The organism is Pseudomonas sp. 21, assembly GCF_000955805.1.
Classification (GTDB): Bacteria; Pseudomonadota; Gammaproteobacteria; order Pseudomonadales; family Pseudomonadaceae; genus Pseudomonas.
Map to the genome: position 1 here is coordinate 275422 of NZ_JYOA01000008.1, position 26968 is coordinate 302389.

Below are 26968 nucleotides of genomic sequence, written 5' to 3' on the forward strand. Positions count from 1 at the left end.
TGAGTGGGGGAATGAATCACCCGATGGATGCCCAGCTGAAACAGGTCGCGGAGCGCCTTGGCGCGCTGTCCGAAGACAAGCAGATCGTCTTCCTGCGCCAGCTCCGCGAGAAAGGCGTGAGCCTGTCGCGCCTGCCCATCCTCCGCGAGGGGCGCGTGCATGCGCCGCTGTCGGCGGCCCAGGCGCGCCTGTGGTTCCTCTGGCAGATGGAGCCGCACAGCGCCGCCTACAACATCCCGGCCGCCGTGCGCCTGCGTGGCGCGCTGGATGAGGGCGCGCTGGAGCGTGCCTTCACCTCGCTGATCGCGCGCCATGAAAGCCTGCGCACGGTTTTCCGCACGGCAGAAGACCGCTCCGGTGGGGCGAATGACGCGCAGCGTCATCCGCCGCAGCCTGGGCAGAGTGCGACGGCGGATAACGCTGGCGCGTTACGCGCCCTACGGGAATCGGATGGCGAAGTCATGCAGTGCATCCTGCCGCCGGGGCCGGCGCATCTGGAGGCGAAGGATTTCGGTAGCGAAGCCGAGGCGCGGCAATGGCTCAACGAATGTGCCCAGCGCTCCTTCGATCTCGCCGAAGGCCCGCTGCTGCGCCTGCACCTGGCACGGTTGCCGGGTGAGGCGCTGCTGCTGGTGAACCTGCACCACATCATTGCCGATGGCTGGTCCATCGGTGTGCTGATAGACGAGTTCGCGGTGCTGTACAGCGCTGATGTGCAGGGCGCGAAAGCCGACCTGGCCGAGCTGCCGATCCAGTACAGCGACATCGCCCGCTGGCAGCGCCTGTGGCTGGCGGCCGGCGAGGGCGAGCGGCAACTGGCGTACTGGAAGGAGCAACTGGGTGACGAATCGCTGCTGCTGACCCTGCCGGGTGACCGGCCGCGCCCGCTGGTGCAGAGCTACCGCGGCGCGACCCTGGAGTTCGAGCTGCCGCGCGGGCTCAGCGATTCCCTGCGCGATCTGGCGCGGGGGCAGGGCGCCACGCTGTTCATGCTGATCCTCGCTGCGTACCAGTTGCTGCTGTCGCGCTACAGCGGCCAGCGCGAGCTGCGCGTCGGCGTGCCCATCGCCGGCCGTGGCCGTGCCGAGAGCGAGCGGCTGATCGGCTTCTTCGTCAACACCCAGGTGCTGTCCGCACGCATCGATGGCGACGAATCCTTCAACGGCTTCCTCACCCGCACCCGCGAAGCGGTGCTCGGCGCCCAGGCCAACCCGGACCTGCCGTTCGAACAACTGGTGGACGCGCTGCAACCCGAGCGCAGCCTGAGCTACAACCCGTTGTTCCAGGTGGCCTGCAACCACCAGCCGAGCCGTCGCGATGCCCTGCGCGAACTGCCCGGCGGCCTGCAGCTGGAAAGCCTGGAACTGGACAGCGGCATCGCCAAGTTCGACCTGACCCTGAACACCGAGGAAAGCCGTGATGGCCGGGTGCGCGGGCAGTTCATGTACGCCACCGACCAGTTCGACGCGGCGACCATCGAACGCCTCAGCGGCCACTTCCTCAACCTGTTGCGCGGCATCGTCGCCGATCCGCAATGCCCGGTGGCGCGCTTGCCGCTGCTGGACGGCCGCGAGCGCGAACAATTGCTCTACGGCTGGAATGCCACCGGGATGGATTATCCGCGCGACGCTTGCCTGCATCAGCTGATCGAGCAGCAGGCGGCCCGCACGCCGCACGACATCGCGCTGACCGATGGCCAGCGCCGCTTCAGCTACGCCGAGCTGAACAGTCGCGCCAATCGCCTCGCACACTGGCTGCGCGCGCAGGGCGTCGGCCCGGACAGCAGCGTCGGCGTGGCGCTGGAGCGCTCCGTCGAACTGCCGGTGGCGTTGCTCGCCGTGCTCAAGGCCGGCGGCGCCTACGTGCCGCTGGACCCGGAATTCCCCGGCGAACGCCTGGCGCACATGCTCGAAGACGGTGGCGTGCGCCTGCTGCTGACGCAGGAGCATCTGCTTGGCGAGCTGCCGCAGACAGGCGCGCGCGCGTTCTGCCTGGACCGCGACTGGGCGCAGCTGGGTGCCTGCGCCGACAGCGACCTGCAAAACCTCGCGCGCCCGGACGATCTCGCCTACGTCATCTACACCTCCGGCTCCACCGGCAAGCCCAAGGGTGTCGCGGTGCGCCACGGCGGGGTGGTCAACTTCATGCTCAGCATGGCCCGCGAGCCGGGGCTGGAAGCGCGGGACCGCGTGCTTGCGCTGACCTCGCTGTCCTTCGACATCTCCGCGCTGGAGCTATACCTGCCGCTGCTGGTCGGCGGCCGCGTGGTGCTGGTGGACCGCGACGTCGCCCGCGATCCGGCACGCCTGCTGGGCGTGGCGCTGGAGCAGGGCGTGACGGTGATCCAGGCGACGCCGAGCACCTGGACCCTGCTCAGCGGCCATGAGGACTTCCCGCGCCTGACCGGCTGCCGCTTCTACTGCGGTGGCGAGGCGCTGTCCGCCGAACTGGCGGACAAGCTCACGGCGCAGACCGACGCCCTGTGGAACCTCTACGGCCCCACCGAAACCACCATCTGGTCGGCGGCCTGGAAGATCGACAAGGGCGCCCGCGCACTGCTCGGCAAGCCCATCGCCAACACCCAGCTGTACATCCTCGACGGCGAGCTGCAACCGGCGCCCATTGGCGTGGCCGGCGAGCTGTACATCGCCGGTGATGGCCTGGCGCGCGGCTACCACGGCCGACCCGAACTGACTGCCGAGCGCTTCGTTGCCGATCCCTACAGCCGGGATTCCAATGCGCGCATGTACCGCACCGGCGACCTTGCGCGCTGGCGGGCAGATGGTGTGCTGGAGTACCTCGGCCGCATCGACCACCAGGTGAAGATTCGCGGCTTCCGTATCGAACTGGGCGAGATCGAGTCGCGCCTGCTCGGCCAACCCGGCGTGCGCGAGGCAGTGGTGATCGCCCGCGATGCGGGGCAGGTGAAGCAGCTGGTGGGCTACGTGACCGGCCATATCGATAGCGACCTGCGTGCCGCGCTGCTGGAAGAGCTGCCGGACTACATGGTCCCGGCGCAGATCGTCCAATTGGAGCGCATGCCGCTCACGCCCAACGGCAAGCTGGACCGCAAGGCCCTGCCGGAGCCGGACTTCAGCCTGTTGCAGAAGAGCTACCGCGCGCCGGAGAGCGAGCGCGAGCAGACGCTCGCGGCCATCTGGTGCGCCGTGCTGGGCCTGGAGCGCGTTGGCCTGGACGACAACTTCTTCGAGCTGGGCGGCGACTCCATCGTCTCCATCCAGGTGGTCAGCCGCGCCCGCGCCGCCGGACTGCAGCTGAGCCCGAAGGACCTGTTCCAGCACCAGACACTGCAGGCGCTGGCCCGTGTGGCCGGTGAATACATTGCCGTCGAAATACCGGAAACCCCGGCGGCCATCGACGCGCCGGACGCGGTGCAGATCGCCGCGCTCGGCCTGAATCCGGCCGAGATCGAAGACCTCTACCCGCTGACGCCCATGCAGCAGGGCATGCTGTTCCATGGCGTGGACGGCAGCGAGGGCGGCGTCTACGTCAACCAGCTGCGCGTGGAAGTGCAGGGGCTGGACGTCGAGCGCTTCCGCGGCGCCTGGCAGGCCGCGCTGGATGCCCATGACAACCTGCGTGCCGGCGTGCACTGGCAGGGCCTCGATAAACCGCTTCAGGCCGTGCACAAACGCGTCGAGCTGCCGCTGGAAGTCCTGGACTGGCGTGGCCGCGAGAACATGGAGGCGGCACTGGACGAGCTGGCTGCCGCCGAACGCAGCCGCAGCTTCGACCTGGAGCGTCCACCGCTGCTGCGTCTGGTCCTCGTGCGCAGCAGCGAGGACAGCCACCAGCTGGTCTACACCCACCACCACATCCTGCTCGACGGCTGGAGCAATGCCCAACTGTTCGCCGAGGCGCTGCGCCGCTACAACGGCGAGGCCATCGCCGAGCAGGGCCGCTATCGCGACTACATCCACTGGCTGCAAGCGCAGGATCAGCAGCAGGCGCAGGACTTCTGGAGCGCGCGCCTGCAAGGCTTCGCCCAGCCCACCGTGCTCGCCGACAGCCTGGCGCGCCCGGCCGAGGGCAGTGGCCACGGCCTGGAGTACAGCCGCTACGACGCGGCGGCTACCGAGCGCCTGAAAGCCTTCGCCCGCAGCCAGCGGGTGACGCTGAACACTCTGGTGCAGGCAGCGTGGATTCTCCTGTTGCAGCGCTACACGGGCCAGCAGCGCGTGGCCTTTGGCGCCACCGTGGCCGGTCGTCCCGCACAGTTGCCGGGTGCCGACAGCCTGCTGGGCCTGTTCATCAACACGCTGCCCATCGTCCAGGCGCCGGCGGAGCACGCCGATCTGGGCGACTGGTTGCGCGAACTGCAGGCCTACAACCTGGACGTGCGCGAGTTCGAGCACACGCCGCTGTACGACATCCAGCGCTGGGCCGGCCAGGCCGGGCAGGCGCTGTTCGACAGCATCATCGTGTTCGAGAACTACCCGGTCGACGAGGTGCTGCGCAGCGCCCAGGGGCCGCGCTTCGGCGAGCTGAAATCCAAGGACGAGACCAGCATTCCGATGGACCTCGCCGTGCGGGTTGGCGACCAGCTGGAGATCGAGTACCAGTACCTGCGCGCGCACTTCAGCGCACCGGCCGTGGCACGCCTGCGCGGCAACCTGGAGCAGGTGCTGGACAGCCTGCTGCACGGCGCTGGCAAGCGCGTCGGCGAGCTGCAATGCCTGTCCGCCAATGACCGCGCGGCGCTGGCTGCCTGCCGTGGCCCGCACCAGTCCTTGCCGCCGGCCGAGCCGGTGCACCTGGCCATCGCGCGTCAGACCGCTCTGCGCGGTGATGACGTGGCGCTGATCTGCGGCGACGAGGAGATCGACTACGCGGCGCTGGAGCGTGACTCCAACCGCCTGGCCCATCGCCTGATGGCGCTGGGTGTCGGCCCGGAAGTCCGCGTCGGCGTGGCGTTGCCGCGCAGCGTGCGCATTCCCTTGGCGCTGCTGGCGGTGCTCAAGGCCGGCGGCGCCTACGTGCCGCTGGACGCCGAGTACCCGCGCGAGCGCCTGGAATTCCAGATGGCCGACGCCGGCATTGCACTGCTGATCACCGACAGCCGACTGCGCGAACGCCTGCCGCTCCCGGCAGGGGTGAAATGCCTGGAGCTGGATGGCCTCGATCTTTCTGGCGAAGACAGCGACCTGCCGGTGGTGGCGCTGGAGCCGGAAAACCTCGCCTACCTGATCTACACCTCCGGCTCCACCGGCAAGCCCAAGGGCGTGGCGGTCAGCCACGGGCCGCTGGCCATGCACTGCGCGGCCATCGGCGAGCTGTACCGGATGGATGCGGCAACCCGCGAACTGCACTTCATGTCGTTCGCCTTCGACGGCGCCCACGAACGCTGGCTGACCACCCTGGTCCACGGCGGGAGCCTGGTGCTGCGTGGTGATGAGCTGTGGACGCCGGAACAGACCTACCGCGTGCTGCACGACAAGCAGGTCAGCGTGGCGGCCTTCCCGCCGGTGTACCTGCAACAGTTGGCCGAGCATGCCCTGCGCGACGGCAACCCGCCGCCGGTGCGCATCTACTGCTTTGGCGGCGACGCGGTGCCCAACGCCAGCTTCGAGCTGGCCAAGCGAGCGCTGCGCGCCGAGCACCTGATCAATGGCTACGGCCCCACGGAAACCGTGGTCACGCCGCTGCTGTGGAAGGCTGATCGCGCCACGGCCTGCGATGCCGCCTATGCACCCATCGGCAAGGGCGTCGGCGCGCGCAAGCTGTACATCCTCGACGAGCAACTGCGCCAGGTTCCGCTGGGCGTAGCGGGCGAGCTGTACATCGGCGGCGACGGCCTGGCGCGCGGCTACCACGAGCGCGCCGGATTGACCGCCGAGCGTTTCGTGGCCGATCCGTTCGATGCTCGCGGTGGCCGGCTCTACCGCTCCGGCGATCTGGTGCGTGGCCGCGCCGATGGTGTGATCGACTATGTGGGCCGGATCGACCATCAGGTGAAGATTCGTGGCTTCCGCATCGAACTGGGCGAGATCGAGGCGCGCCTGCAGGATCACCCGCAGGTCAGCGAAGCGTTGGTGGTCGCTCGCGACGGTATCAGCGGCAAGCAACTGGTGGGTTATGTGATTGGTGAGGTGGAGGGCGACACGCTGCGCAGCTTCCTCCGCGAGCAGGTGCCGGACTACATGGTGCCGGCGCAGATCCTCCGGCTGGAGCGTTTCCCGCTGTCGCCCAACGGCAAGATCGACCGCAAGGCATTGCCCGAGCCGACCTGGCAGGGCGAGGCCTACGAGGCGCCGCGCAACGAGCGCGAGCAGGCCCTGGCCGACATCTGGCAGGACGTGCTGCAAGTGGAGCGCGTCGGCATCCGAGACAACTTCTTCGACCTCGGCGGCGACTCCATCCTCAGCCTGCAGATCGTTTCCCGCGCCCGCCAGGCGCTGGGCGAGGGCGTGGAGATTCGTCTGCGCGACCTGTTGCAGTACCAGACTATCGCCGGCCTGCTGGAGCGCGCTGAGAGCGTGGCCGAGGCCGCGCCGATAACGGCCGTGGAGGTCGCCGATGATGGCGAGTCCTTCGGCCTGGTGCCGATCCAGCACTGGATGTTCGAGCAGCAGCTGGAGGAGCCGAACCACTTCAACCAGGCGGTGTTGCTGGAGTGCCGCCAGCGCCTGGATGCCGATGCGTTGGAGGCGGCGCTGCAAGGCTTGCTGGCCGAGCACGGCAGCCTGCGCCTGGCCTTCGCCCGTGGCGCGGATGGCGTGTGGCGCCAGCGCACTCGCGAAGCCAGCGAGATCACCGGTGCGTTGCTCTGGCAGCGCCAGGCGGCGAATGCCGAGGAGGCGCTGCTGATCGCCAACCAGGCGCAGCGCAGCCTGGACCTTAGCGAAGGCCGGCTGCTGCGCGGCGTGCTCACCGACATGGCCGACGGCACCCAGCGCCTGCTGCTGGTGATCCACCACCTGGGCGTTGACGGCGTGTCCTGGCGCATCCTGCTGGAAGAGCTGCAACAGCGTTACGCTGCGCAGGTCAGCGGCGAGCCGGCGCCACGTTTCGAGCGTACCAGCGCCTACCGTGCCTGGGCCGAAGGCCTGCGCGAGTATGCCGACAGCCAACTGGCGCAAGGCGACCTGCCGTACTGGCTGGAGCAGACCGACACCACCGGCCTGGGTGAGCCGCAGCGCGACAACCCGCGTGGCGCCGAGCGCATGGCGCACCTGGAGCAGTCGTTCCTGCGCCTGGACCGCGAGCAGACCCAGCGCCTGCTGAAGGTCGCGCCCGAGGCTTACCGCACGCAGATCAACGACCTGTTGCTGACGGCACTGGGGCGCACGCTGTGCCAGTGGTGCGACAGCGAGTCGGTGCTGATCGGCCTGGAGGGCCACGGCCGTGAAGACATCCTCGACAGCGTCGACCACAGCCGTACGCTCGGCTGGTTCACCAGCCTGTTCCCGCTGCGCCTGACGCCGGGGCAGGGCGGTTACGCCCTGGCCATCCCGGCGATCCGCCAGCAACTGCGTGCGGTGCCGGACAAGGGCATCGGCTACGGCGCCCTGCGCTACCTGGGCGACAGCGCGCTGCGCCGCCAGCTCGCCGCCCGCGCCGAACCGCGCGTCACCTTCAACTACCTCGGCCAGTTCGACCAGAGCTTCGACGACCAGGCGCTGTTCGTGCCCTTGCAGGAGAAGCCCGGCGACACCTACGCCGCCAGCACGCCGATGAACAACTGGCTGGAGATCGTCGGCCAGGTCTACGACGGCGAGCTGACCCTGCGCTGCATGTTCAGCCGCCGGGTGTTCCGCCCGTCGCGCATCGAGGCGTTGATGGCAACGCTGCGCGAGGAGCTGGACGGCGTGATCGGCCATTGCTGCTTGCAGGTCGAGGCCGGCACTCGAGCGGAGAGGGCAACCGTATGAATGCTTTTCTGAAAGAGGTTGGCATGCTGCACCCGGAGATTTCCGCGTTTCTCGATATGGTCGACGAGGGCCGCCGCAGCGGTCGCCCGGCGCTGCATGAACTGCCGGTAGGGCAGGCGCGGGAGGACTTCGAAGCCTCGTCCGAGTCGCTCAAGGCCGGGGCGCCGTCGATGCCCGTGGAGGCATTGCGGATTCCTGTGCGGGATGGCCGCGAACTGCCCGCACGGCTGTATCGGCCCGCTTTCACCGGAAACGGGGTGGGCGACGCGGCGATCCTGTATTTCCACGGCGGCGGCTACACGGTCGGCAGCCTGGATTCCCACGATGGCTTGTGCCGGCTGCTGGCGAAGCACTGCGGTTGCTCGGTGATTTCGCTGGGCTACCGGCTGGCACCGGAGGCGCCTTTCCCGGCGGCTACCCACGACGCCCGCGATGCCTGGAACTGGTTGCTGGCTTCTGCCGCCAGCCTCGCCCTGAACCCGTGCCGCCTGGCGGTGGGCGGCGACAGCGCCGGCGCCACCCTGGCCACGGTGCTCTGCGCCGAGCTGGCGGGCGAGGGCGTCGAGCAGCCCTGCGCCCAGTTGCTGTTCTATCCCGCGGCGGATGCCAGCCAGCGCAGCGAGTCCCAGGAGTTGTTCGCAGACGGTTACCTGCTGGAAACGGCCAGCCTGGACTGGTTCTACGAGCAGTACGTGCCCGACGTTTCTCAGCGCCGCGACTGGCGTTGCTCGCCGTTGCATGCGGGTGCGGCCCTGCAAGGCAGCGCTCCGGCGCTGCTGTTGGCCGCGGAATTCGATCCGTTGCTGGACGAAGGCCTGGCCTACGCCCAAGCGCTGGTGGCGCAGGGCGTGGAGGTGGAAGCCGAGCGCTGCTGTGGCATGACCCATGACTTCCTGCGGATGGGCAACCTGGTGCCGGAGGTGGAGGGCTATTACCGGCGGGTGGCGGAGTTCCTGGCGGCGCGCTGGTGATACCGCTTCAACGGACGCTTGCTGCGTTGTTGAAGCGTAGGGCGAATAACCTGGAACAGGTTATCCGCCGGCCACTTAGCGGCGCATAACGCTGGCGCGTTATGCGCCCTGCGATACTCGCGAAGTGCTGGCTGGGCTTTTGTAGGAGCGAGCTTGCTCGCGAACCGCACTCTGCCGATGCGCCGGATCAGGCGGCGAATGGTTCGCGAGCAAGGACTGGGCGTCCCCCTCGGTCCTACGAAGAGCAGGCTTACCGCACCGCCGCCACCGGCTGCGCACCCACCTCGCGGCTGGCGGCGTCCTGCAGCGCCGGGCTGGCCCAGTCGGCGGCCTTGAATTCACGGCGGATCAGGCCGTAGCTCCTGGCTGCCGTGATGGACGCATCCAGGCGGCCGAGGAAATCGGCGTCGAGCTTCGGCGAGAGGACTTCCGCCAGGGGGCGATCCTTGAATTCGCTCTTGAAGATCACCGACGGGTAATTGGCCTGCTTCGATACCAGCTCGATATAGGCATCGCGGTTGGCCTCGGCGCTGGCCCACTGCACGGCTTGCAACTGTACCTTCAGCAGGCGCTCGGTGATGTCCGGGTGGGCGTCGACGAACTCGCCGTTGCCTACCAGCAATGCCTGCAAGGTGCCGGCGCCGCCGAGGTCGTGGGTGCTCAGGGGGATTTCCGCCAGGCCCTTGTCGCGCAGGGCGAACAGGCCGGCAAGGCCCCAGGTGGCGTCGATCTGCTTGGCCGCCAGGGCGGCGAGGGCGGCGCTGAAATCCAGGTTGATGACCTTCAGGTCCTTCTCGGAAAGGCCGGCGCTGGCCAGGGCGTTGTCGAACGACAGCTGGCTGGCGGTGCCGCGGAAAATGCCCACGCGCTTGCCCTTGAGGTCGGCCAGAGTCTTGATTCCCGAGCCCGGCTGCACGCCCAGGTAATGGTTGACGCCGCGCGCGGTGGCGGCCAGCACGCGGCTGTCCAGGCCGCTGGACTTGCCGATGATCGCCGCCAGATCGCCCAGGTAGGCAAAGTCCACCTGGCCATTGGCGAAGGCCTCGTTGACCACCGGGCCGGCGCCCTTGAAGAAGCTCCATTTCACCTGGATGCCGTCCTTGGCGAATTCCTTCTCCAGCAACTGGCGGGTGTAGAGGATGTCCACCACGCCGCCGCCGGAGTGGTTCTGCCCGGCGCTGACGTCGGGCACGGCGATGCGGATTTCCTTCAGCGGGTCGGCCGCCTGGGTCACCAGCGGGTAGGCGCCGAGCAGGCCGGCCAGTACTGGCGCAGCGAAGAGGGACAGCAATTGTTGGGTGAGGGCCTTCATGGCGCCTGCCTCCTGCAGTAGGGGAGCGCATGCGGCTCCGGCGCCCGCACTAAAGGCACGGGGCCGCCCTTCAACAAAATAATAAAAATGCATTTTTTAGAAACTGTTCGAGCTAAGCGAGGGATCACAGGGCTTCGCGGGCAGATGCCCGGAGGGCATAAAAAATATTCGGCGAATGCATTGGATGAGCGCCCGGGCCTTCCCTTAAATGGCCTGTGTTAGCTCATAAATGCATTGATATAACTATTTATATTCCAATGAAGAATATTACGAAGCCCTATCGCCTTGCGCTTCCCAGCCCCCGCCTGAGGCCTTCGACCTTCGGCTGGAGCGGGTTCGAACCCCTGTTGCCGTGGTTGCTGCCGCTGAGCATCGGCTTGCTCTGGTGGATCGCCAGCCACCGTCACTGGATGTCCGCGCAGATACTGCCCACGCCCGAGCTGGTGCTGCAGGCCGGGCGCGAACTGCTTGCCGGTGAGCTCTGGCAGCAACTGGGCATCAGCCTGAAGCGTCTGCTCTGGGGCCTGCTGGCCGGTATCCTCAGCGGGCTGGCACTGGGCGCCTGGCTCGGTTTCAGCCGCCGTGCCGAGCGTCTGGTGCTGCCCACCTTCAGTGCCCTGGCGCAGGTCCCGACCCTCGCCTGGATTCCGTTGTTCATGCTGTTCTTCGGCATTGGCGAGCTGCTCAAGCTGGTGGTGCTGATCAAGGCCATCATCGTGCCGGTGACGCTGCACACCCTGGTCGGCGTGCGCGATGCCCAGCCGCGTCTGCGCGAGGCCGCTGCCGTGCTGCGTCTGCCGCGCCACCTGCTGCTGTGGCGGTTGATCCTGCCGGCAGCGCTTCCCGCCTTCCTTACCGGCGTGCGCCTGGCACTGGCGCAGGGCTGGACCTCGCTGCTGGCCGTGGAGTTGCTGGCTTCCAGCGAGGGCATCGGCTACCTGATGGTGCAGGCGCGGCAGTTGTTCATGCTGGATATCGTGTTCGTCTGCATCCTGGTCATCGGCCTGGTCGGCGCGGCGATGGATCGCGGTATCCAGGCCCTTGATCGGCACCTGGTGCACTGGCCGCAACAGGCTGCCGGCGAGTTTCGCCGAAGTGAAGCCGGGCAGGGCTGGCAGCGTCTGCAACCCTGGCTGCTGCCGCTGGGGCTGCTGGCGATCTGGCAGGCGGCGAGCGCGCTGGAGTGGGTCGATCCGGCCATTCTCGCCAGCCCCGCGTCGGTGGCGGTCGCGCTGTGGGACGGGTTGCTGGATAACAGCCTGACCACTGCACTGTTCGCCAGCCTGCAACGCACGCTCGCCGGATTGCTGCTGGGCGGCTCGCTGGGCTTCCTGCTTGGGCTCGGCCTGGGCTTGTGGCGTCCGGCGGAAAGACTACTCGGCCCGTCCTTCGCGGCGCTGCGCCAGGTGGCGATCTTCGCCTGGGTGCCGCTGCTCACCGCCTGGTTCGGGCTCGGCGAGCTGGCCAAGGTGGTGTTCGTCGGCCTGGCCGCGTTCTTCCCGCTGCTGCTGGCGACCCAGCGCGGCATTGCCAGCCTGCCGGCGCAACTCAGCGAGGCGGCCATCGCGCTGCGTCTCTCGCGCTGGCAACGGTTGCGCCGGCTGGTGCTGCCGGGCGCCGCGCCGTCGGTGTTCGCCGGGGTGCGCCTGGCGCTGATCTACGCCTGGCTCGGCACCATCGGCGCCGAGTACTTCATGCCCTCGGACGGTGGCATCGGCAGCCTGATGATCGGCGCGCAACAACTCTTCCGCATGGACCTGGTCGGCGCCGGCATGTTGCTGGTCGGCCTCAACGGAGCTCTGCTGGCCGCGCTCGGCCAGCGCATCGAAGCGCGGCTGACGCGCTGGAGACACGCATGAACGCTTTCGCATCGCAGGCGCTGGTGAGCTTTCGCCAGGTCGCCAAGAGTTTCCCCGTGGACGGCCGCGAGCTGCAGGCCATCGAACGCTTCGACCTGGAAATTGCCGACGGCGAGTTCATTGCCATCGTCGGCGCCAGCGGTTGTGGCAAGTCCACGCTGCTGCGCCTGCTGGTCGGGCTCGACCGTGAGTTCCGGGGCGAGATCCGTATCGACGGCGCGCTCATCGACGGCATTGGCGGCGAACGCGGCATCGTGTTCCAGGAACACCGCCTGTTCCCCTGGCTGAACGTGGAGCAGAACGTCGCCCTTGGTCTGGTCAACGAACCGCTGAGCGAGTCCGGCAAGGCTTCGAAAGTGGCTGATTACCTGGAGTTGGTGGGTTTGACCGCCTTCGCCCGCGCCTACCCGCACCAGCTTTCCGGCGGCATGGCGCAGCGCGTGGCCATTGCCCGAGGCCTCGTGGCCAGCCCGCGCATCCTGCTGCTGGACGAACCCTTCGGCGCGCTGGACGCGCTGACCCGCCAGCAGTTGCAGGAGGAGCTGTTGCGCATCCGCCAGCGCGAGCGCATCACCACCGTGCTGGTGACCCACGACGTGGAGGAGGCGCTGTTCCTCGCCGACCGCGTGGTGGTGATGGCGCCGCGTCCGGGGCGCATCAAGCGCATCGTCGAGGTGCCGCTGGCGCATCCGCGCGAGCGCGGCGGCTACGACTTCCTGCGCCAGCGCGAGGCGTTGCTGCACGAGTTGACGGGCGAGGGCGACTACGTCGCGCCGCAGCTCAAGCGGGTGGAAGACCTGCCGTTCGAGTTCATTGCCTGCTGATCCAAACACCAAACCCTGTAGGAGCGAGCTTGCTCGCGAATCGCCCTGCAGCGGGGTTTGTTCGCGAGCAAGCTCGCTCCTACATAGAACACCCACCTACCGAGTCCGACCATGAGCAAACGCCCCAACTTCCTCGTCATCGTCGCCGACGACCTCGGCTTCTCCGACCTCGGCGCCTTTGGTGGCGAGATCGCCACGCCGCACCTGGACGCCCTGGCCCTCGAAGGCCTGCGCCTGACCGATTTCCACACCGCGCCGACCTGCTCGCCGACGCGCTCGATGCTGCTCACCGGCACCGACCACCACATCGCCGGCATCGGCACCATGGCCGAGGCACTGACGCCGGAGCTGGAAGGCAAGCCGGGCTACGAGGGCTATCTCAACGATCGCGTGGTGGCGCTGCCGGAGCTGCTGCGCGAGGCGGGTTACCAGACCCTGCTCTCGGGCAAATGGCACCTGGGCCTGAAGTTGGAGCAGGCGCCCCACGCGCGCGGCTTCGAGCGCTCCTTCTCGCTGCTGCCGGGCGCGGCCAACCATTACGGTTTCGAGCCGCCCTACGATGAAACCACTCCGCGCATCCTCAAGGGCACGCCAGCGCTGTACGTCGAGGACGACCAGTTCATCGACGAGCTGCCGGCGGACTTCTATTCCTCCGATGCTTTCGGCGACAAGCTGATCCAGTACCTCAAGGAGCGTGATCAGAACCGCCCGTTCTTCGCCTACCTGCCGTTCTCCGCGCCGCACTGGCCGCTGCAGGCGCCCAAGGAGGTGGTCGACAAGTACCGGGGCCGCTACGACGCCGGCCCCGAGGCGTTGCGCCTGGAACGCCTGGAGCGGCTCAAGCAGCTGGGCCTGATCGACGCCGACGTGCAGGCGCATCCGGTGCTGGCGATCAGCAAGGAGTGGGCGCGTCTGAGCGACGAGGAGAAGGCCAAGTCGGCGCGGGCCATGGAGGTCTACGCGGCGATGGTCGAGCGCCTGGACTGGAACGTCGGCCGCGTCGTCGAGTACCTGCGCCAGCAGGGCGAGCTGGACAACACCTTCGTCCTGTTCATGTCCGACAACGGTGCCGAAGGTGCGCTGCTGGAGGCCTTCCCGCGCTTCGGCCCGGACCTGCTGAGCTTCCTCGACCAGCACTACGACAACAGCCTGGAGAACATTGGCCGCGCCAACTCCTACATCTGGTACGGCCCGCGCTGGGCCCAGGCAGCCACCGCGCCGTCGCGGCTGTACAAGGCCTTCACCACCGAGGGCGGCATCCGCGTGCCGGCCCTGGTGCGCTACCCGGCGCTGCAGCGCCAAGGCGAGATCAGCCACTCGTTCTCCACGGTGATGGACATCACCCCGACCATCCTCGACCTGGCCGGCGTGCGCCATCCGGGCAGGCAGTGGCATGGCCGCGAGGTGGCCGAGGTGCGCGGCAAGTCGTGGCTGGGCTGGTTGTCCGGCGAGACGGAGCAGGCTCACGACGAGAAGACCGTCACCGGCTGGGAGCTGTTCGGCATGCGCGCCATCCGCCAGGGCGACTGGAAGGCGGTGTACCTGCCCGCGCCGGTCGGTCCGGCCACCTGGCAGCTGTACGATCTGGCCAGCGACCCGGGCGAGACAAAGGACCTGGCCAAGAGCGAGCCGGCGAAGCTGGAAGCGTTGATCGAGCACTACAAGCAGTACGTCAACGAGACCGGCGTGATCGACGCGCCGCCACCGTTCCTCGCGCGCTGATCGCCAGCGCCACAGCGTTGCTTCCCGCTCGTGCGGGAAGCAACGGCAGTCCCGCGCAAGGGATAGAACCGGCAGCCGCCCGATTGCTCGGACTGACGGCGGCCACCGGAATGTACTTCCCATCGGTTTGGCTGCGCTGGCCTTCTGTCTTGTCGGCTTATGTGGGCCCGTCGTTGAGGCCGTCCTGGTGGGCAGCGGACAGATGGGGCTCCTGCCGGCTGTCCTCGGGCTCGATGTCCAGCCGTTCTTCCAGTGACTCCTCGCGGGTCACTCTGGGATCGGGGTCAGGGGTATCCACGGGGGTTTTCATGCTCACCTCGCTTGCCGGGCCTGCTTGCCGGCCAGGGCGCGCAGGCGTGCGCCGGCGACCACCACCTTGCGCGGCCGGTGGGTCGGGTTCACCGGGACGAAGGTCTGCAGTTCGATGCGCTTGAGGAACCAGTCGACGTTGTCCTCCTCCAGCGGGCCTTCCACGGTCATCAGGTCGCGACGGATCCGCTCCACCAGATTGTTCAGGAGGATGGTGCTGGCTTGCTCCTCCTGCTGGATGACGCGGGAGATCAGGCGCTTGCCCAACGCGTTGCGCAGGTTTATCAGCAAGGTGCCGTCGGGCCTGGGCGAGAATTGCGGATGGTAGTCGCTGAACAGGTGACTCAGGTGCTTGATGGCCGTATCGCGGCAACTGGACATGTCGATCCCTCCCGGTGGTTGGCAAAAGCCAGAGCGCTGGCTTGAGCCTGAAACCTCGCATCCGCCGTGCCAGAGCGGGAGAGACTGTTTCATCCGCTTAACAGGTTGTTATTGCTGGAAATCGCGCAGGCATGCTGGCCTTTGGTCATTTGCAGGATGCAAGGTTGCACCGGCAATGGGCTGGAAAATGCACGGCCAGGCACCTCGCCACCTTCATCGTCGCCCTGCCTGCCGCGTTGGCAGGCCTTCTGTCCGAAACCCGCACCGGCCCGAAGGCCCTCCTGACGCCTGCGGTGCCTGCCGGCGCTGGTGATCCGCTTGCCGATGCCGGAGAACTCCGTTGCCTGGGCCAATCGCCAGCATTTCCCTCGGGCAACCGAGCGGGCAGGGTTGATCTAGGAAGAGGAGGTGGCCATGACGCAGTTCCGACGCCTGGACGTGGAAGCAGTGCTCCACGAAGCCTATCCGCTGTTCCATTTCTCCTGCTACCGGGAGGAGGGTGGCCGCTATTCGATCCGCCTCAGCAGCCAACTGGCGGACATGCCCTGTACCACCGTGGTCGGTATCCACGGCGACGAGCTGAGCAGCGCAGGGCGGGTGCGCAGTCTTGGCCTGGAGCTGATTGATAGTTTCATCGACCAGTGAGCGGCGACGGCGCCGCCGCTCACCGCTCGGGCATCAGCGACTGCGGCTCAAGGCGCAGGCCGCCGCCAGCAGCCCTGCGGCGGTGGCCAGCACTGCAGCGGTCTGCCAGGGATGTTCACCGGCGTACTCGCCGCTCGCGCGAATGGCCCGGCGGCTGCGCTGAATCAGGTGTTCGCTGGTTTCCCGGCTGTCGTCCACCAGGTCCCGCAGCCTCGTCTTGAACGCCGGCAGTTGTTCTGCCGTCAGGTCCCGGCTGCTGGCCAGCAGGTTTTCCAGGTCGTTCACCAGGGATTGCAGTTCCTGCACGCCGCTGTTGCGGGAAGCAGGGAACCATCGATAGCTGCCCATTGATTGTCTCCTTGATCGCTTCTGGTTTGAGTGCGCCGGGTCGACTGCGCTGTCGGAGGTTGATCCGCCACTGGCGTTCTGGCGCGCTGCCTCGCGGGTTGGCGGATTTTCCGGCGCCTTTCGACAGAGCCCCATGACCGCCAGTCGTTCATTGATTCTGATGAGTGGAGCCTGACGGTTCGTGCCGGGCGTGCTTGAGTGCAAGGGGCGCTCGCCGGCCCTTTTTTTGCCATCGTTGGAGGCTGTGCAGGTGCGACGATTGGTGGCAGCGCGCGGGGGCGCGCAGGGGCGATCGCTTGTGCGAGGATGCCGCCGCCACGCCATGAGCACTTCAACGAACCGGGAGACGACTGCCGATGCTGATCCGTGACTTTCGCGACGACGACATGGAGCGGGTGCTGGATATCTGGCTGCGCGCTTCGCAGCAGGCCCACGACTTCATCGATACCGATTTCTGGCAGCAGCGGCTGCAGGACATGCGTGACGTCTACCTGCCTGCCGCCGCGTCGCGCGTCGTCGAGAACGACGGCTGCGTGAGCGGCTTCTACAGCCTGCATGACGGTGCGCTGGCCGCCCTGTTCGTCGCGCCGGAATGCCAGGGCAAGGGGCTGGGTTCGCACCTGCTGAGCGATGCAAAGATTCACCTGCCGATGCTGGAACTGGCGGTTTACTCGGCCAATGCCGGCGCGGTGGCGTTCTACCAGCGGCACGGTTTCGAGGTGCTGGAGGAACGTGCGGACGAACACACCGGCCATCCCGAGAAACGCATGGGCTGGATTGCGCGCCCGACGGTCTGTGGATGCTGAAGAAAGCCGTTGCCGCTCTGCTGCTGGCCATTGCCGGCCCCGTCACTGCCATGGATGGCAAGGGCAACTCCTCGGATCACTTCACCGTTGGCACCAGCCTCGGCACGGCCGCTGCCAGCGAGTCCAGCAGCCATTCACCGCGTGCCTACCAGCAGGCGCGCGATGACGCTTTGGCCTACGTTGCCTCTGCCGGTCTGATCCATGGCGCGCAACTGGAACACGCGTTGCGCGAATACCGCAGGGTGCATCCGCAATCGACGCTCAGTGACCTGCAGTTGGCCCAGGCCTTCGCCAGTCAGGGCTGAGGCATCCGGCTGAGCAGCCGTTAGCGGCGCGCCAGGCCTCAGCCAATCCAGTGGCTCGCGGCATGCCGGCTGGAGGCATAGTCCAGGTGCAGGGCGAAGGAGGCCTGGAAGAACTCCAGTAGCCGGGAGTCCAGCACCAGTGTATTGAGCGAGGCGAGAGAGCCGATCACCTGTTTCACATCGGCGTCGGTTTCTCCGCAGCGGTTTTCATGGCACAGGCGCTGGGTCTGCCGGTCGGCGCTGATACGGCAGATGCACTCGGCATCGCGGCAGTTGCGTACCTTCAGGCTCAGCTCCGGCAGATCGCGGCGACCCTCGAGCAGCTCGATGCTGCACTCCAGGCCGTGCCGGCGCGCGAACTCGCTGGCGCGGGCGAAGACCGGCAGGGCCACCTCCACCAGTGCGCTCTGGTAGGCATCGGCGAAACTCTCAGGGTCAGCGCTCATCCGGTCTCTCCTGTGCTCGCTACACAAATTCCCGGCGCAAGGCAGGCCGGGGATGTGTGATGGACCACGAAATTCGCGGCTTGCGCGCTGCCCGGCCGGATTTTCCGCCGAGCGGTTGTGCAGCCTGGCGTCTCAGATGGCCGTCGTCCGGGCTTCGGCCTGCAACGCCTGGATCACCGAGGGGCGTGCACCGACCTCCTGGCGGAAACGACGGATCGCCGGATACGCCTGGAGATTGACCTCCAGGTGTTCGGACCAGCCCAGCACGGTGAACAGGTAGGCATCGGCGATGCTGAAGCGGCCCGCGAAGGTGTGGCCATTCGCGGCCAACACCTGTTCCAGGTAGTCCAGGCGCCGGGCCAGCTTCGCGCGCAGCCGATCCTTCACCGGGTCGGGGATTTCTCCGTCGAACAGCGGGCTCATCCCCGCATGCAGTTCGCTGCCGATGAAGTTCAGCTGTGCCTGCAGTTGCGTGCGCCCCAGGGTGCCATTGGCGGGCGCAAGGCCTGCTTCGGGTCGCAGGTCGGCGAGGTACTGTAGAATTGCCGCGCCTTCGGTCAGCACCGTGCCGTCTTCCAGTTGCAGCGCCGCGACATAGCCTTTCGGGTTGATCTGGTAGAAGTCGTGGCCGTCCGCGGTGCGCTTGGTCTGGTTGTTCACGCGCACCAGCGAGAAGGGCAGGCCGAGCTCGCGCAGGACGATGTGCGGAGCGAGGGAGCAGGCGTCGGGGGCGAAGTAGAGCTTCATCGGGCGGACTCTGGTCGGAAATGGGCGGCCAGTATTCCCGACCCCGATGCGGCGCGTAAGAACGCACTTTTTTGTGCGCTGGGCACAAAAAGGTTACCGGGAAGCGAAGATGAAGAAGAACGTTTCGGGCTGCTCGGTCGAGGAAGCCATGCGGGTGATCGGCGGTCGCTGGCGGCTGCTTCTGGTGTCGTACCTGCTCGACGGCAGCAAGCGTTTCAACGAGTTGCGCCGCGACATGCCGGAGATTTCCCAGCGGGTGCTGACCGCCGAGCTGCGTGCGCTGGAAGAGGCCGGGCTGGTGACTCGCACCGTGTACCCCGAGGTCCCGCCGCGCGTGGAGTATCGCCTGAACGATGACGGTGACCGGCTGCGTCCGGTAGTGGACGCGGTGAAGACCTTCGGCCTCTGGCTCAAGGCCCGCCCGGCATCGTAGGGCTGGCGGGGGCGCCTGGCCCATGCCGACGATCCATCGGCAGGGCCGACGATGCCACCTGCGCCGCAACCTGAGCGGGAGCGACGCTCCTGCACCGGATTACTCCGGGTTGCACCTTTTCCAGCTCTGGCACGAACACTGCTTCCTTCCCGTCATCCGGCCGCCCCTTGCGGGTTGCAGCCGGGCGAGCCCGTGGCCGTGCTCCGTTTGGTAGCGCCGTGTGTGGGAAATGTCACTGGTTGCACCGGTTTTGCGCGTACGATCAAAGGCTTGTTTTTATTGGGTTGCACCTGGTTGCACCCTGCGATTCGGCGGTATAACCTTGCGCCGTTTTCAGGCACACCTTCTAACAACAGGAAGCCCCATGGCCACCACCACCCTTGGCGTGAAGCTCGACGACGCCACCCGCGAGCGCCTCAAGCTGGCTGCCCAGCAACTCGACCGTACCCCGCACTGGCTGATCAAGCAGGCCATCTTCTCCTACCTGGAACAGGTGGAAAGCGGTCTGACCCCGGCCGAGCAATCCGGCCTGGCCGCGGCGGCGGGCGAGGAGTCGCTGGATTCGCTGAACGAACAAGGGTTGCAGGTCTTCCTCGATTTCGCCGAAAGCATCCTGCCGCAGTCCGTGCTGCGTGCGGCCATCACCGCCGCCTACCGCCGCCCGGAAACCGAGGCGCTGCCGATGCTGCTGGACCTGGCCCGCCTGCCGAAAGAGCAGGCCGGCGCCGCCAGCAAGATGGCGCTGGGTATCGCCGAGAAGCTGCGTAACCAGAAGAACGCCGGTGGCCGCCAGGGCCTGGTGCAAGGCCTGCTGCAGGAGTTCTCCCTGTCGTCCCAGGAAGGCGTGGCGCTGATGTGCCTGGCCGAAGCGCTGCTGCGCATCCCGGACAAGGCCACCCGTGACGCGTTGATCCGCGACAAGATCAGCAACGGCAACTGGAGCCAGCACCTGGGCCAGAGCCCGTCGATGTTCGTCAATGCGGCCTCCTGGGGCCTGCTGATCACCGGCAAGCTGGTGGCAACGCACACCGAAGCCGGCATGTCCTCGTCGCTCAATCGCATCATCGGCAAGTCCGGCGAGCCGCTGATCCGCAAGGGCGTGGACATGGCCATGCGCCTGATGGGCGAGCAGTTCGTCACCGGCGAGACCATCGCCGAAGCGCTGGCCAACGCGGCCAACATGGAATCCCGCGGCTTCCGCTACTCCTACGACATGCTCGGCGAAGCCGCGCTGACCGAGGAAGACGCCAAGCGCTACCTGGCCTCCTATGAGCAGGCCATCCACGCCATCGGCAAGGCTTCCCACGGCCGTGGCATCTACGAAGGCCCGGGCATCTCGATCAAGCTCTCCGCCCTGCACCCGCGCTACAGCCGCGCGCAGTACGACCGCGTGATGGACGAGCTGTACCCGACCGTGCTCGGCCTGGTGAAGATGGCCCGCGACTACGACATCGGCATCAACATCGACGCCGAGGAAGCCGACCGCCTGGAAATCTCCCTCGACCTGCTCGAGCGCCTGTGCTTCGAGCCGTCGCTGGCGGGCTGGAACGGTATCGGTTTCGTCATCCAGGCCTACCAGAAGCGCTGCCCGTACGTGATCGACTACGTCATCGACCTGGCCAAGCGCAGCCGCCACCGCCTGATGATCCGCCTGGTGAAGGGCGCCTACTGGGACAGCGAGATCAAGCTCGCCCAGGTCAACGGCCTGGAAGGCTACCCGGTCTACACCCGCAAGCCGTACACCGACGTGTCCTACCTGGCCTGCGCGCGCAAGCTGCTGGCCGTTCCGGAAGCCATCTACCCGCAGTTCGCCACCCACAACGCCCACTCGCTGTCGGCCATCTACCAGCTGGCCGGGCAGAACTACTACCCGGGCCAGTACGAGTTCCAGTGCCTGCACGGCATGGGCGAGCCGCTGTACGAGCAGGTCGTGGGCAAGGTCGCCGACGGCAAGTTCAACCGTCCGTGCCGTATCTATGCACCGGTGGGCAGCCACGAAACCCTGCTGGCGTACCTGGTGCGTCGCCTGCTGGAAAACGGCGCCAACACCTCCTTCGTCAACCGCATCGCCGACCACAGCATCTCGCTGCAGGACCTGGTGCTCGACCCGGTGCTGCAGGTCGAGCAGATGGCTGCGCAGGAAGGCACCCTGGGCCTGCCGCACCCGCGCATCCCGCTGCCGTGTGACCTGTATGGCGACTCCCGGCTGAACTCCGCCGGCATCGACCTGGCCAACGAACACCGCCTGGGTTCGCTGTCCTCGGCGCTGCTGTCGAGCACCAACCACGCCTATGTCGCCGAGCCGATGCTGGGCCTGGCCGACGCGGCGCCGGGCGATGCGCAACCGGTGCGCAACCCGGCGGATCACCGCGACGTGGTGGGCCACGTGCGGGAAGCCAGCGAGGCCGACGTGAACAACGCCATCCTCGGCGCACTGTCCAGCGCGCAGATCTGGCAGTCCACCCAGCCGGCCGAGCGCGGCGCCATCCTGCAGCGCGCCGCCGACCTGATGGAAGCCGAGATCCAGTCGCTGATGGGCGTGCTGGTGCGCGAGTCGGGCAAGACCTTCGCCAACGCCATCGCCGAAGTGCGCGAGGCGGTGGACTTCCTGCGCTACTACGGCGCCCAGGCCAGCACCCACTTCGCCAACGACAGCCACCGCCCGCTGGGCCCGGTGGTCTGCATCAGCCCGTGGAACTTCCCGCTGGCGATCTTCAGCGGCCAGGTAGCCGCCGCCCTGGCCGCCGGCAACACCGTGCTGGCCAAGCCGGCCGAGCAGACCCCGCTGATCGCTGCCCAAGCCGTGCGCATCCTGCTCGAAGCCGGCGTACCCGCTGGCGCCGTGCAGCTGCTGCCGGGCCGCGGTGAAACCGTCGGTGCCCGCCTGGTGGGTGACGAACGCGTGCGTGGCGTGATGTTCACCGGCTCCACCGAAGTGGCCGGCATCCTCCAGCGCAACATCGCCGGGCGCCTCGACGCCCAGGGTCGCACCATCCCGCTGATCGCCGAAACCGGCGGCCTCAACGCGATGATCGTCGACTCCTCGGCGCTGGCCGAGCAGGTGGTGGTCGACGTGGTCAACTCCGCCTTCGACAGCGCCGGCCAGCGTTGCTCCGCGCTGCGCGTACTGTGCGTGCAGGAAGATGCGGCCGACCGCGTGGTGCAGATGCTCAAGGGCGCCATGGCCGAGTACCGCGTCGGCGCGCCGGAGCGCCTGCACACCGACATCGGTCCGGTGATCGACGAGGAAGCCAAGGGCAACATCGACAAGCACATCCAGGTGATGCGCGACAAAGGCCGCAAGGTATTCCAGAGCGCCCGCGTGGATGCCGAGGAAATCAAGCGCGGCACCTTCGTCGTGCCGACCCTGATCGAGCTGGACAGCTTCAGCGAACTCAAGCGCGAAATCTTCGGCCCGGTGCTGCACGTGGTGCGTTACCAGCGTGCCGAGCTGGGCCAGCTGCTCGCGCAGATCAACGAATCCGGCTATGGCCTGACCCTGGGCGTGCACACCCGCATCGACGAGACCATCGCACAGGTGGTCGGCACCGCCCACGTCGGCAACCTCTACGTCAACCGCAACGTGGTTGGCGCTGTGGTCGGCGTGCAGCCGTTCGGTGGTGAAGGCCTGTCCGGCACCGGCCCCAAGGCCGGCGGCCCGCTGTACCTGTACCGCCTGCTGTCGACCCGCCCGCAGGAAGCGGTGGCCAACCAGCTCAAGGGCGATGGCGCCCAGGCGCTGCCGCGCCCGAAGGACGCCGAGAAGGCCGTGGAAGCACTCGCCCAGTGGGCGCAGAAGGACACCGCCCTGGCGGCGCAACTGGCCGGCTATGTCGCTCTCTCGCAGAGCTTCACCCAGCAGGTGCTGACCGGCCCGACCGGCGAGCGCAACACCTATACCCTGTTGCCGCGCGAGCATGTGCTGTGCCTGGCGGAAGACCGCGCCGACCTGCTCGCGCAGCTGGCTGCCGTGCTCGCGGTGGGCAGCCGTGCGCTGGTCGCCGAGTCCAATGCTGCCGTGGTGAAGGAACTGCCGAAGGAGGTTGCCCAGCGCATCGAGCTGGTCGCCGACTGGAGCGCGACCGACAAGGTGTTCGACGCCATCCTGCACCACGGCGATTCCGACCAGCTGCGTGCGGTCTGCGAGCAGGCCAGCCAGCGCAAGGGCGCCATCGTCGGCGTCACCGGGCTGAACCGTGGGGAAACCGATATCCCGCTGGAACGCCTGCTGATCGAGCGCGCCCTGAGCGTCAACACCGCCGCTGCCGGCGGCAACGCCAGCCTGATGACCATCGGCTGACGACGGTGCCGGGAGCCCCTCACCGGGCGCTCCCGGCCAGCTTTACGGTCGCGCCTGCGACCACCCGGCCTGCCAGCCTTCGGGCGGAGCTACCCGCTCCCGGCAGGCCGTCCCCCTCGCGCTTGCTGCGCAATCCGTTTCGGGCTTGGTGCCCGGCACAACGGCGGAGCTACCCGCTCCGCCGATTTCATTGATGCACCTCGTCTGCCTATCGCACCGGGGGTAGTCCACCTGCCTCGGGCAACCCGCCGGCACGGCTCACCTGATGGATGCGTCAACACCGCCACGCTAGCGGTGGAATGAGCCTCGCCCCAGGCAATCCAGGTGGCGCTTTCCGCCTCTCGGTTCAGCTGCACTCGGCGGCGGCCAGTGAAACCGATGACTTGCTCAGGGGGAAGGATAGGAAGGCCGACGTCGCCTACACTCACGGCTGTCGCAGCACATAGAGGCGGGATACTCGATGCGCAGATGGCCTGCTGTTCTACTTTTTTCCTGTGTCACCGGAGCGGCCATCGCCGATGAAGTACCGGATGCGGTACAAGCCTGTGCTGTCTGTCATGGCATGCACGGCGAGGGTACGGCGCAAGGGCCCATGCTGGCGGGGCTCTCGGCCGATTACATTTCGGCGCAAGTGGCGCATTTCAACTCGCGGCAGCGCAGCAATGCGCTGATGGGACCGATGGCCGAAGCCTACGCCTCGGCCGATCTGCTGCAGCCGGCCGCCGCTTACTACGCCGCCCAAGGCAAGCAGCCGGCGCTGCAGGTTCGCGGGCAACAGCCCGCCGCTTCGCCGGCGGAGAAGCTCTACTACCAGGGTGACCTGTCCCGCGACATTCCGGCCTGTTTCAGCTGTCACGGCCCCTCGGCCGTCGGCGCGGGGCCATTTCCTCGGCTCGCCGGGCAACAGGCGGCGTATCTGCAGGCGCAGTTGCAGGCCTGGCGCAAGGGCGAACGCGGCGGCGACCCGGAAGGCATGATGGGTGCGATCGCCAAGCGCCTGAACGACAAGGACATCACTGCGCTGGCCAGCTATCTGGCGGCGATTCGCTGAGGAGTGCTCATGAACAGAACCCTGCTCTGCATGGCCTTGGCGGGAAGCGTTGCACTGCCGGTTCACGCGACCGATGCGGTGACTACGGCGATGGAAGAAATCACCGCACAACCCAAGGCCAAGGATGCCCATTACTTCAAGCCGCGCGACCTCTCGAAGATCCCCGACGGTGCCTTTGGCGACAAGATCCGCCGTGGCTACCAGCTGTTCGTCAATACCCAGCAGCTCAAGGGCCGCTACGTCGGCAACCAGCTGAACTGCACCAATTGCCACCTGGACGCCGGCACGAAGGCCTACGCCGCACCGATGTGGGCGGCCTACCTGGCTTACCCGGCCTTCCGCAAGAAAGACAACCGGGTGAACAACTTTGCCGAGCGCATCCAGGGCTGTTTCAACTACTCCATGAACGGCAAGGCCCCTGAACTGGGCTCACCCGAGCTGGTGGCGATGTCTGCCTATTCCTATTGGTTGCTCATGGGCGGCCTGCTGGATATGTACGGCATGCAGGACAAGCCCGTGCCGGAACTCAGCGACGCTGAACTGCAGCGCGGCGGTCGAGACGAGGCCTTCGTCCTGCCGGGACCACTGGCGGACAGGGTGAAGATGAAAGGGCGCGAAAACATGCCCGGACGTGCCTTTGCCGCGTTGCCGGCACCGCCGCTGGCCTACTCTCCGGAGCGGGGTTTGCAGGTCTATACCGAGCACTGTGCGATCTGCCACGGCCAGCAGGGGGAAGGCCGCCGGATGGCCGATGTGCCGGTGATTCCCGCGCTGTGGGGCAGCGATTCGTATAACTGGGGCGCCGGCATGCACCGGGTCAACACCGCCGCCACCTTCATCTACGAGAACATGCCGCTGGGCAAGAGCGTGCAACTCAACGTCCAGCAGGCCTGGGATGTAGCGGCCTACATGAACAGCCGGGAACGCCCGCAGGACCCGCGCTTCAAGGGGGATGTTGCCAGGACGGCAAAGGACTTCCACGCCTCCGACCAGGGCTATTACGGCCAATCGCTCGACGGAGCGGTGCTCGGCAGCCGGGCCTACCCGGCTGGCGTGCAGCCCTGACTGGCAGCGGTATGACCCGACGGCATCGACCCGCCGCCAGGCGGGCTCCATGAGCGAATTCGATCTCAGCGCATTAGCGGTAAGAAGGGGACGCAGATGAATACGGTGTTGCTCAAGATCAAGCACGAGTTCATCAAGGCACTTCCGCCGACCCTCTTCTTCTTCGTCATCCTGCACATCGTTGCCGCCATTCGCGCACTCATGATCAAGGGAACAGGCGTGCCGCTGCCCGTGACGGCTTCGGTCCTGATCGCCTCGCTGGTGCTCGGCAAGTCGGTACTGGTGGCCGACATGCTGCCGTTCATCAACCGCTTCCCGGAAAAGCCGCTGATCTGGAACGTCACCTGGAAGACCCTGATGTACGCCCTGGTCGCACTTTGCGTGCACTACCTGGAGCGACTCTACGAGTACTGGAAAGAGGCCCCCAGTCTGATGGACGCGAACTCCATGCTGTGGACGTCCATGAACTGGCCGCGCTTCTGGGCGGTGCAGATTCTGCTCATCACCTTGATCTTCATGTACTGCGTCATCTCGGAGCTGGCGCGGGTGATCGGCCATGATCGCCTGAGGAAAATGTTCCTCGGGCCACTGCCCCCAGGCCTGGGAAGTGACCGATCGGCCGAATGAGCTCGCGCTCGAAGGCGGTGACCTGTGAGCACCGGCGCGAGTGACGGCGGCACCGTTTTCAACCCTGGGGCCTTTGTCCCTCGTGCTGCACGGTGCGGGTCAGTTGCTCCAGCAGTTCCAGGTCGGTACTCATGCCCGAGGTCTCGCGGATGCGCGCGAGGATTTCCTTTTTCAGCGCGATGAATTCGGGAGCGACCTTCATGTCCTGATGGCGTTCGGCTGGCAGCGGAACCTCGTAGACGCTGTCGATGCGGCCGGGGCGGGGCGCCATCAGTACCACGCGGCCGCCCAGGTAGATCGCTTCCTCGACGTCGTGAGTGACGAACAGGATGGTGCTGTTCTCCAGCCGGTGCACATGGCGGATCAGGTCGTGCATCACCTCGCGGGTCTGCGCATCCAGTGCGCCGAAAGGCTCGTCCATCAGCAGGATCTGTGGCTTGGGCATCAGCGCGCGGGCGATCGCCACGCGTTGCTGCATGCCGCCGGACAACTGGCTGGGGTAGGCCTGGGCGAAGGCCGACAGGCCCATCAGGTTGAGCAAGGCATCGGCGCGGCCGCTGGCGACTTCCACGTCGGCGTCGCCGCGCACGGTGTCGGACACCACCTTGAGCCGGCGGCAGAACTTGATGTTGTCCATCACCTTCAGCCAGGGGTAGAGGCTGTAGTGTTGGAACACCATGGCGCGGTCGATGCCGGGGCCGTCGACGGCGCGGCCATCGACGAGGATGTCGCCGCCGCTGTGGCGCTCCAGTCCGCCGATGCTGCGTAGCAGGGTGGATTTGCCGCAGCCGGATGCTCCGACGAAGGTGACGAACTCGTTGGCGCGGATGTCCAGGTTGACGTCCTGCAGTGCCTGCACGTGGCGGCCCTGGCTGCTGAAGACCTTGTCGACGTGGCGAATGGCGATCTTGTTCTGGCTCATCAG

21 protein-coding genes are annotated in these 26968 nt (G+C 67.1%); 13 read left to right on the plus strand and 8 right to left on the minus strand.

The window, feature by feature from the left end; translation table 11 throughout:
- The first annotated feature begins 11 nt into the window (after positions 1 to 11).
- Positions 12 to 7892 carry a non-ribosomal peptide synthetase gene (locus tag UB43_RS20485; RefSeq protein ID WP_045214618.1) on the plus strand — a complete coding sequence of 2627 codons (7881 nt, stop codon included), beginning with the start codon at positions 12 to 14 and terminating at the stop codon, positions 7890 to 7892.
- Positions 7889 to 8863, plus strand: coding sequence for an alpha/beta hydrolase (locus UB43_RS20490; protein WP_045214620.1), 975 nt, complete (start codon positions 7889 to 7891; stop codon positions 8861 to 8863). The genes UB43_RS20485 and UB43_RS20490 overlap by 4 nt, the downstream gene beginning before the upstream one ends.
- A 250-nt stretch (positions 8864 to 9113) precedes the next feature.
- On the opposite strand, the gene UB43_RS20495 is transcribed toward UB43_RS20490, so the two are convergent.
- Positions 9114 to 10175 carry an ABC transporter substrate-binding protein gene (locus tag UB43_RS20495; RefSeq protein WP_045214622.1) on the minus strand — a complete coding sequence of 354 codons (1062 nt, stop codon included), beginning with the start codon at positions 10173 to 10175 and terminating at the stop codon, positions 9114 to 9116.
- A 257-nt stretch (positions 10176 to 10432) separates the two neighbouring features.
- On the opposite strand from UB43_RS20495, the gene UB43_RS20500 reads away from it, so the two are divergent.
- The 3 genes from UB43_RS20500 (at position 10433) to UB43_RS20510 (ending at position 14580) form a co-directional block, all read left to right on the plus strand.
- On the plus strand, positions 10433 to 12034 hold the full coding sequence (locus tag UB43_RS20500) for an ABC transporter permease (RefSeq protein ID WP_082085883.1): 1602 nt from the start codon (positions 10433 to 10435) through the stop codon (positions 12032 to 12034).
- Positions 12031 to 12858: an ABC transporter ATP-binding protein gene (locus tag UB43_RS20505; protein WP_045214625.1), complete on the plus strand. Its 828-nt coding sequence runs from the start codon at positions 12031 to 12033 to the stop codon at positions 12856 to 12858. Before UB43_RS20500 ends, UB43_RS20505 begins: the two co-directional genes overlap by 4 nt.
- A 111-nt stretch (positions 12859 to 12969) precedes the next feature.
- Positions 12970 to 14580, plus strand: coding sequence for an arylsulfatase (locus tag UB43_RS20510; RefSeq protein WP_045214627.1), 1611 nt, complete (start codon positions 12970 to 12972; stop codon positions 14578 to 14580).
- 157 nt (positions 14581 to 14737) lie between these two features.
- Here UB43_RS20510 and UB43_RS29885 read toward each other — a convergent pair whose 3' ends face one another.
- The 3 genes from UB43_RS29885 to UB43_RS29625 form a co-directional block, all read right to left on the minus strand.
- Positions 14738 to 14890, minus strand: coding sequence for a hypothetical protein (locus tag UB43_RS29885; protein WP_177329812.1), 153 nt, complete (start codon positions 14888 to 14890; stop codon positions 14738 to 14740).
- A gap of 2 nt (positions 14891 to 14892) precedes the next feature.
- The gene (locus UB43_RS20515; protein WP_045214629.1) at positions 14893 to 15270 is read right to left on the minus strand and encodes a DUF3509 domain-containing protein; all 378 of its coding nucleotides are present in this window, start codon (positions 15268 to 15270) and stop codon (positions 14893 to 14895) included.
- Between the two features lie 89 nt (positions 15271 to 15359).
- Positions 15360 to 15623 (minus strand): hypothetical protein, encoded by a 264-nt coding sequence (locus tag UB43_RS29625; RefSeq protein ID WP_156160460.1) that lies wholly within the window; start codon positions 15621 to 15623, stop codon positions 15360 to 15362.
- 61 nt (positions 15624 to 15684) lie between these two features.
- Between UB43_RS29625 and UB43_RS20520 the strand changes: the two genes are divergently transcribed.
- Entirely contained in the window at positions 15685 to 15915 is a 231-nt protein-coding gene (locus UB43_RS20520; RefSeq protein WP_045214632.1) for a hypothetical protein, read from the plus strand.
- A gap of 33 nt (positions 15916 to 15948) precedes the next feature.
- Here the strand turns inward: UB43_RS20520 and UB43_RS20525 are convergent, their stop codons facing one another.
- Positions 15949 to 16263 carry a YqjD family protein gene (locus UB43_RS20525; protein ID WP_045214634.1) on the minus strand — a complete coding sequence of 105 codons (315 nt, stop codon included), beginning with the start codon at positions 16261 to 16263 and terminating at the stop codon, positions 15949 to 15951.
- 359 nt (positions 16264 to 16622) lie between these two features.
- Here UB43_RS20525 and UB43_RS20530 point away from each other — a divergent pair, with 359 nt between their 5' ends.
- Together UB43_RS20530 and UB43_RS20535 are read left to right on the plus strand one after the other, a co-directional pair.
- Complete coding sequence (locus tag UB43_RS20530; RefSeq protein ID WP_045214896.1) at positions 16623 to 17069, plus strand: N-acetyltransferase; 447 nt, start codon at positions 16623 to 16625, stop codon at positions 17067 to 17069.
- Positions 17063 to 17374, plus strand: a complete 312-nt coding sequence (locus tag UB43_RS20535; protein ID WP_156160461.1) for a DUF2388 domain-containing protein — start codon at positions 17063 to 17065, stop codon at positions 17372 to 17374. The genes UB43_RS20530 and UB43_RS20535 overlap by 7 nt, the downstream gene beginning before the upstream one ends.
- Before the next feature lie 38 nt (positions 17375 to 17412).
- Here the strand turns inward: UB43_RS20535 and UB43_RS20540 are convergent, their stop codons facing one another.
- Both UB43_RS20540 and gstA read right to left on the minus strand, forming a co-directional pair.
- Positions 17413 to 17820: a hypothetical protein gene (locus tag UB43_RS20540; protein WP_045214636.1), complete on the minus strand. Its 408-nt coding sequence runs from the start codon at positions 17818 to 17820 to the stop codon at positions 17413 to 17415.
- A gap of 132 nt (positions 17821 to 17952) precedes the next feature.
- Complete coding sequence (gene gstA / locus UB43_RS20545) at positions 17953 to 18567, minus strand: glutathione transferase GstA (protein WP_045214639.1); 615 nt, start codon at positions 18565 to 18567, stop codon at positions 17953 to 17955.
- Between the two features lie 109 nt (positions 18568 to 18676).
- On the opposite strand from gstA, the gene UB43_RS20550 reads away from it, so the two are divergent.
- The 5 genes from UB43_RS20550 to UB43_RS20570 all read left to right on the plus strand — a co-directional run bounded on the left by UB43_RS20550 (position 18677) and on the right by UB43_RS20570 (position 26043).
- A complete protein-coding gene (locus UB43_RS20550; RefSeq protein WP_045214642.1) occupies positions 18677 to 19000 on the plus strand; it encodes a helix-turn-helix domain-containing protein in 324 nt (107 codons plus the stop codon).
- 364 nt (positions 19001 to 19364) lie between these two features.
- Entirely contained in the window at positions 19365 to 23300 is a 3936-nt protein-coding gene (putA, locus tag UB43_RS20555) for a trifunctional transcriptional regulator/proline dehydrogenase/L-glutamate gamma-semialdehyde dehydrogenase (protein WP_045214644.1), read from the plus strand.
- 460 nt (positions 23301 to 23760) lie between these two features.
- Positions 23761 to 24351, plus strand: coding sequence for a c-type cytochrome (locus tag UB43_RS20560; RefSeq protein ID WP_045214646.1), 591 nt, complete (start codon positions 23761 to 23763; stop codon positions 24349 to 24351).
- Between the two features lie 9 nt (positions 24352 to 24360).
- The gene (locus tag UB43_RS20565; protein ID WP_045214649.1) at positions 24361 to 25416 is read left to right on the plus strand and encodes a c-type cytochrome; all 1056 of its coding nucleotides are present in this window, start codon (positions 24361 to 24363) and stop codon (positions 25414 to 25416) included.
- A 96-nt stretch (positions 25417 to 25512) separates the two neighbouring features.
- Entirely contained in the window at positions 25513 to 26043 is a 531-nt protein-coding gene (locus UB43_RS20570; RefSeq protein ID WP_045214651.1) for a hypothetical protein, read from the plus strand.
- A 58-nt stretch (positions 26044 to 26101) separates the two neighbouring features.
- Here UB43_RS20570 and UB43_RS20575 read toward each other — a convergent pair whose 3' ends face one another.
- Positions 26102 to 26965 (minus strand): ABC transporter ATP-binding protein, encoded by an 864-nt coding sequence (locus tag UB43_RS20575; protein ID WP_045214653.1) that lies wholly within the window; start codon positions 26963 to 26965, stop codon positions 26102 to 26104.
- Positions 26966 to 26968: the final 3 nt, after the last annotated feature.